This window comes from Variovorax sp. 20P10.2.4 (genome assembly GCF_058244205.1).
On the sequence record NZ_JBZAYE010000515.1, the window covers coordinates 1 to 5,361 of the forward strand.

Here is a 5,361-nt window from a genome sequence, read left to right on the forward strand (position 1 = left end):
CGCGCGGCCGGCGTGCTGGCCCTCTGGGGTTTCGCGCTCAGCGCGATCGCGGCACTCGTGCTCGCGCTCACCTTGCGCTCGCTGCCCACCACGCCGAGCATGGCCTTCGGCGCCGTCGCCATCCTCGGCGTGCTCGAGCGCTACTTCGCATTCCGGCTGCGGCTCGACCAGGCGCTGTTCGACGACCTCGCGCGCGGCGCCATCGCCTCGCTCGAAGCGCTCGACCAGGCGCTGGCGCGGCTCGGGCTGCGCGCCGACGACGCTTCTTCCGCCGCGCGGCCGCTGGCCGACCGCGCGCAGGGCACCCGCCAGCTGCTGCAGCGCCACGCCATCGTGGTCGCCTGCCAGAGCGCGATGTTCCTGCTCGCCCTCATGACACAGGACCTCACTTGAACGACGTCTCTCCTCCCCCAGAAGAAAAGCGCCCCGACAGCGGCATCGTGCGCCGCGCGCTCGCCGTGGTCGCGGGCAAGCTGATCATCGGCGCCGCGGGCCTTTTGACCGGCGTGCGCGCCATCTGGTCGGGCACCAGCCCCAAGGCCGAGCAGACGCTCTACTTCGCCAACCACACCAGCCATGGCGACTTCGTGCTGCTGTGGGCCACGCTGCCACCCGACCTGCGCGCGCTCACGCGGCCGGTGGCGGGGCTCGACTACTGGATGGCCTCGAAGCTGCGCCAGTTCATCGGCGCCGACGTGTTCAACGCGCTGATGATCCGGCGCGACGGCTCGGGCCAGGGCGACAACCCGGTCGAGCAGATGAAGGCCGCGCTCGAGGCCGGCGACTCGCTGATCATGTTCCCCGAGGGCACGCGCAACACCGGCGACGAGATCCTGCTGCCGCTCAAGAGCGGGCTGTTCCACCTCGCGCGCGCCTGCCCCAACGTGCGGCTGGTGCCGGTGTGGATCGAGAACCTCAAGCGCGTGCTGCCCAAGGGCACGCTGGTGCCGATCCCGCTGGCCTGCACGGTGCGCTTCGGCACGCCGATCGTGCTGGCCGAGGGCGAGGACAAGGCCGGCTTCCTGGCGCGTGCGCGCAGCGCCATGCTCGACCTGCGGCCCGAGTACGACCGCCTCGACGAGAAGCCCAAGGCGGCCTCCGGGAGCGCCGCATGATCGAGCTCTCGCCCTTCGCGCAGACCACCCTGCAGCTGTTCGGCGGCGTGCTCGGCGTGCTGCTGCTGGCCTCGGGCATCGGCGCCGTGCTCAAGTGGCGCGTGGCGCACGGCCAGCCGCATTCGGTGATCGACAACCTCAATGCGCGCGTCAATGCCTGGTGGGTGATGGTGGCGGCGATCGGCCTCGCTTTCGCCTTCGGCAAGGGCGGCGTGATCGTGCTGTTCTACCTGATCTCGTTCTACGCGCTGCGCGAGTTCATCAGCCTGGCCTACACCCGGCGCGGCGACCACCACGCGATCGCGGCCGCCTTCTACATCGGCCTGCCGGTGCAGTACTTCCTGGTCTGGATCGACTGGTACGGCCTCTATTCGATCTTCATCCCGGTCTATGCCTTCCTGGTGCTGCCGATCCTCGCGGCCGTGGGCGGCGACACGCAGCGCTTCCTCGAGCGCACCTCGAAGATCCAGTGGGGCCTGATGATCTGCGTGTTCTGCATCAGCCACGTGCCGGCGCTGCTCACCCTGCAGATCCCGGGCTTCGAGGGCCGCAACCTGCTGCTGATCGCCTTCCTCGTGATCGTGGTGCAGGGCAGCGACGTGCTGCAGTACATCTGGGGCAAGCTGTTCGGCAAGCGCAAGGTCGCGCCCGAGCTCTCGCCCTCGAAGACCTGGGAGGGCCTGATCGGCGGCATCGCGAGCGCCACCGCGCTGGGCGCCGCGCTGTCGTGGGCCACGCCCTTCAACCCGTGGCAGGCCGCGCTGATGTCGCTGACCATCTGCCTGATGGGCTTCTTCGGCGGTCTCGTGATGTCGGCCATCAAGCGCGACCGCGGCGTGAAGGACTGGGGGTCGATGATCGAAGGCCATGGCGGCATGCTCGACCGGCTCGACTCGGTGATCTTCGCGGCACCGATCTTCTTCCACGCGCTGCGCTACTGGTGGGTGCCGTGACGGCGGCGAAGAAGGCCGCCGCCACGGCCGAGCGCATCGTCGACGACACGCCGGTCGAATGCGCCGACGCCGCCGCGCTCGCGCGCTGGTACGAGCGCCATCATGCGAGCCGTGCCGGCGTCTGGCTGCGGCTCGCGAAGAAGGCCAGCGGCATCGCCTCGGTCGATACCGCGCAGGCCCTCGATCTCGCGCTGTGCCATGGCTGGATCGACGGCCAGCGCAAGAGCGACAGCGACACGCATTTCCTGCAGCGCTACACGCCGCGCACCAAGCGCAGCACCTGGTCGCAGATCAACCGCGCCAAGGCGCTGCAGCTGATCGAGGAAGGCCGCATGCAGCCGGGCGGCCTGGCCGAGGTCGAACGCGCCAAGGCCGACGGCCGCTGGGAGGCCGCCTACGAGGCCTCGCGCGTGGCGACCGTGCCGCCCGACCTGCGGGCCGCGCTCAATGCCAACAGGAAGGCCGCGAAGTTCTTCGCCGCGCTCGATGCGCGCAACCGCTTCGCGGTGCTGTTCCGCACCCAGAGCGCGAAGAAGCCCGAGACCCGCGCGCGGCGCATCGCGCAGTTCGTCGAGATGCTCGCCAAGGGCGAGAAGATCCACCCCTGATTCAGGTCCCGGCCGCGATGCGCGCGAGCCGTTCGGCGTCGACGATGCGGATGCGCTTGTAGCGCATGTCGATCGCGCCCTCCTCCACCAGCCGCCCCAGCTCCTTGTTGACGGTCTGGCGCGACAGCCCGAGCATGGCCGCGAGGTCGGTCTGCGACAGCCGCACCAGCGGCGGCGCGCCGTCCTCGCCCTGGCCGCTGTAGAAGTGCACCAGGTTCATCAGCGCGGCCGCCACCCGGCCATGGATCGAGTTGAGCATCTGGTTCTGCAGCAGCACGATGCTCAGCCGCTGGCGCTGCAGGCCGAGCTTGGCCACGTCGCGCCACAGCAGCGGCTCGGCATCGAGCACCGCCAGCACCGCGTCGCTCGGCAGGTGCACGATCACCGAGTCCTCGTGCGCGTGGTAGTCGTAGGCCAGCGGCACCTCCTCGAGCAGGCGCACCAGCGGCGCCACCTGCCCGGGGCCGAGCAGCGCGTTCACGTACTTGCGGCCGTTCGGGCTCATGCTGCTGATCTCGAGGCAGCCCGACACCACCACCAGCAGCTCGCGCCGATGGCGGTCGTGCGCCAGCACCTGCGTGCGGCGGCCGTAGCGCTCGAGCCGCGCCGACTTCATGAGCTCGGCGCGACGCGCATCGGGCCAGCGCGAGAACAGTTCGTTCCAGCGCAGCGCGCGCTCGAGCAGCGCGGCGTTCTCCTCGGCCTCTCGTTCGGTGGTCTTGCGCGGTCGGGTCAGCGGGTTCTCCCTGCGGCGATGTTCGGGAATCTGTCAACGCTTTGACAGATTCGGGGGGCGGTCGTTTCTATCGTAAGCACCGGACACCGACAAGCACGCAAGCGGCAGCCGCCCTCGACGGGCGGCGAGCCCCACCGGAGACAACACGACATGAAGAAGACAGCCGCCGCGGGCCTCGCGCTCGCGGCCTCCTCCTCGCTCGCGCTCGCACAGGGCAGCGTGACGATCTTCGGCACCGCCGACCTCTACCTGGCCCATGCGAAGTCGGGATCGAGCTCCTCGACGCGGCTCGAGGACGGCGGCCAGACCGCGTCGCGCCTCGGCTTTCGCGGCGCGGAGGACCTGGGCGGCGGGTTCGATGCGCACTTCACGCTCGAGGCCGGCTTCGCGCCCGACACCGGCAAGGGCACGCTGGCCGGTCCCGAGATCGCGTTCACGCGCCAGTCCTTCGTCGGCCTGTCGACGCCCTGGGGCCAGGTCGACGCGGGCCGCATGTACACGCCGATGTTCTACACGCTGTTCAAGGCCGATCCCTATGGCGTGAACTCGGTGTTCTCGCCGATCAACCTGGTGGCCGCCAACGACGCGCAGCCCGGCCTGCTGCCCTTCGCGGCGCGCGCCAGCAACATGGTGCGCTACCGCACGCCGGCCATCGCCGACTTCTACGCCGACATCGCCTATGCGCCCGGCGAGGCCAGCGCCGCGAGCCACCGCAGCGGCACGCTCTACGGCGGCAGCCTGAGCTGGGGGCGCAAGCCCTACTACGTGGGCTACGCCTTCCAGCGCGCGCGCTCGGGTTCGGCCGCCGCGCCCGTGGCCGAGCCGAGCACCAGCACCTACCAGGCGCTGAGCGCGGCCTACGACTGGGAGGCGATCGGGCTGCAGCTCTACGCCAACTACGTGCGCAACAGCTCGAGCCTGCCCGGCGTGCCGAGCGCGAAGCTCGCGAGCCTCGGCCTCACCTACAACATCACGCCGGCCTCGAACCTGATGTTCGAGGCCATGCAGCGCAAGGTGGACGCGAGCGAGCGTTCGCAGCTGGCCTGGACCCTGGGCTACGACTACTACCTGAGCAAGCGCACCGTGCTCTACGCGCGCTGGCTGCGGCTGCTCAACCGGCATGGCGCCTCGGCCACGCTCGCCACGGTCGCGGTCGCGCCCGACAGCGGCAACGGCGTGCGCGTGCTCGCGACCGGCATCCGCCACAACTTCTGAAACCCCTCGTCGCCTCTTCCATGGATTTCTTCAGCTCCCAGACCGAATCCCTGTCGGCCCTGTTCGCGCCGCGTTCCATCGCGGTGGTCGGCGCCTCCTCCAACCCGCAGAAGATCGGCGGCATCCCGGTCGACTACCAGCGCCGCTTCGGCTTCGACGGCGCGCTCTACCCGGTCAACCCGAACGCCGAGCGCATCCAGGACCTGCGGGCCTGGCCCAGCCTGCGCGCCATCGGCCAGCCGGTGGACCTCGCGATCCTCTCGGTGCCGGCCGCGCTGGTCGATGCGGCGCTCGACGATGCGATCGAAGCGAAGGTCAAGGGCGTGGTGCTGTTCTCCTCGGGCTTCGCCGAGACCGGTGCCGAAGGCACGGCCGCGCAGGCGCGGCTCGGCGCCAAGGCCCGCGCGGCCGGCCTGCGGCTCATCGGGCCCAACTGCCTGGGCTTCATGAACATCGCGCACAAGGTCTACGCCACCTTCTCGCCCGCGCCCGGCGTGGGCCGCGTGGCGCCGGGGCGCATCGGGCTGGTGAGCCAGTCGGGCGCCTTCGGCGCCTATGCCTATGCGATGGCGCGCGAGCGCGGCGTCGGCCTGTCGCTGTGGGCCACCACCGGCAACGAGGCCGACCTGCAGTTCGCCGACTGCCTGGCCTGGCTCGCGCAGGACCCGGCCACCGACGTGATCATGGGCTACATGGAAGGCTGCCGCGATGGCCCCCGGCTGCGCGCCGCGCTG

The 5,361-nt window shown here is 70.5% G+C and carries 7 protein-coding genes; 6 read left to right on the forward strand and 1 reads right to left on the reverse strand.

What is annotated here, in order from left to right; genetic code table 11:
* From AC27VN_RS31750 to AC27VN_RS31765, 4 genes are all read left to right on the forward strand, one after another.
* On the forward strand, window positions 1–393 hold a 393-nt coding region (locus AC27VN_RS31750), incomplete at its 5' end, for a hypothetical protein (RefSeq protein ID WP_490879131.1).
* Window positions 394–437: 44 nt separating this feature from the next.
* The gene (locus AC27VN_RS31755) at window positions 438–1,115 is read left to right on the forward strand and encodes a lysophospholipid acyltransferase family protein (protein ID WP_490879135.1); all 678 of its coding nucleotides are present in this window, start codon (window positions 438–440) and stop codon (window positions 1,113–1,115) included.
* Window positions 1,112–2,068 carry a phosphatidate cytidylyltransferase gene (locus AC27VN_RS31760; protein ID WP_093348006.1) on the forward strand — a complete coding sequence of 319 codons (957 nt, stop codon included), beginning with the start codon at window positions 1,112–1,114 and terminating at the stop codon, window positions 2,066–2,068. Before AC27VN_RS31755 ends, AC27VN_RS31760 begins: the two co-directional genes overlap by 4 nt.
* Window positions 2,056–2,676 carry a YdeI/OmpD-associated family protein gene (locus tag AC27VN_RS31765; protein ID WP_490879132.1) on the forward strand — a complete coding sequence of 207 codons (621 nt, stop codon included), beginning with the start codon at window positions 2,056–2,058 and terminating at the stop codon, window positions 2,674–2,676. The genes AC27VN_RS31760 and AC27VN_RS31765 overlap by 13 nt, the downstream gene beginning before the upstream one ends.
* 1 nt (window position 2,677) lies before the next feature.
* On the opposite strand, the gene AC27VN_RS31770 is transcribed toward AC27VN_RS31765, so the two are convergent.
* Window positions 2,678–3,292 carry a Crp/Fnr family transcriptional regulator gene (locus AC27VN_RS31770; RefSeq protein WP_256222739.1) on the reverse strand — a complete coding sequence of 205 codons (615 nt, stop codon included), beginning with the start codon at window positions 3,290–3,292 and terminating at the stop codon, window positions 2,678–2,680.
* Window positions 3,293–3,562: 270 nt separating this feature from the next.
* Between AC27VN_RS31770 and AC27VN_RS31775 the strand changes: the two genes are divergently transcribed.
* The gene (locus tag AC27VN_RS31775) at window positions 3,563–4,627 is read left to right on the forward strand and encodes a porin (protein ID WP_490879133.1); all 1,065 of its coding nucleotides are present in this window, start codon (window positions 3,563–3,565) and stop codon (window positions 4,625–4,627) included.
* 20 nt (window positions 4,628–4,647) lie between these two features.
* On the forward strand, window positions 4,648–5,361 hold a 714-nt coding region (locus tag AC27VN_RS31780; RefSeq protein WP_490879134.1), incomplete at its 3' end, for a CoA-binding protein.

Excerpts from the sequence above, each read along its gene's own strand:
- AC27VN_RS31760 (WP_093348006.1), top strand. The coding sequence starts at position 1,112 with ATGATCGAGCTCTCGCCCTTCGCGCAGACCACCCTGCAGCTGTTCGGC.
- AC27VN_RS31770 (WP_256222739.1), bottom strand. The coding sequence starts at position 3,292 with ATGAAGTCGGCGCGGCTCGAGCGCTACGGCCGCCGCACGCAGGTGCTG.
- AC27VN_RS31775 (WP_490879133.1), top strand. The coding sequence starts at position 3,563 with ATGAAGAAGACAGCCGCCGCGGGCCTCGCGCTCGCGGCCTCCTCCTCG.